This is a genomic window from Halorubrum sp. Eb13, assembly GCF_002252895.1.
Taxonomy (GTDB): Archaea; Halobacteriota; Halobacteria; order Halobacteriales; family Haloferacaceae; genus Halorubrum.
In genome coordinates, this window is the sequence record NZ_NHPE01000032.1 from 1 (window position 1) to 813 (window position 813).

Annotated in this window: 1 protein-coding gene; it reads right to left on the bottom strand. The window is 69.7% G+C overall.

All coding sequences use genetic code 11. The features are described from left to right. The coding region (locus DJ75_RS03175) for an iron ABC transporter permease (protein WP_094522465.1) at nucleotides 1–813 on the bottom strand (813 nt) is incomplete at both ends.

An 813-nucleotide genomic window follows, 5' to 3' on the forward strand; every position in this document is an offset into this window, starting at 1 on the left:
GACGATCAGCCCGACGAAGCTGACGATGCCGGCCACCGCGATGCTGGCGGCGGCCGCGAGCACCGCGACCCCCGACAGCGCGAACCGCACCCGCTCTATCGACATCCCGAGCGACTTCGCGGTCTGCTCGCCCAACAGGAGCAGGTTCAGCTGCCGCGATCCGGCGATCGAGAGCAGTACCGCGACGACCGTCCACGGGAGCGCCAGCCGCACCTGCGCCCAGTCCGTCCCGGTCAGCGAGCCGGTCGTCCACTGGATCGCCGACTGGACGACGCCGATGTCGTCGGCGAAGAAGAACAGCGCCGTCTGGAGGCTCCCGAAGACGGTCCCGACGATCACGCCCGCGAGCACGAGCCGGACGGGGCTCGTCCCGTTCTTCCACGCGATGGCGTACACGATCAGGAACGCGACGGCGCCGCCCAGCGCCGCGATCAGCGGGAGGAACGCAGAGAGCCCTCCGAACACGACCAGCGTCAGCAGGATCATCAGCCCGGCCCCGGAGGAGACGCCGAGGATGAACGGGCTCGCGAGCTCGTTCCTGGTGACCGCCTGGAAGATCGCGCCCGAGACGCCGAGGTTCATCCCGACTATGGCCCCGACGATCACCCGCGGTAGGCGGATGTTCCAGACGATCAGCGTGCCGTGCGACAGCTCCGGCAGCTCGCCCTGAAAGCCCGTGATCGCCCGCATCAGGTCCTCGCCGACGAGGAAGTTGAGCAGCCACCGCGGGTCGAGGAGGACCGCGGGGTCGAGGACGGCCCGCCACGCCTCGCCGACCGTCATCGAGTAGGCGCCGAAGCTCACCTGCACGAG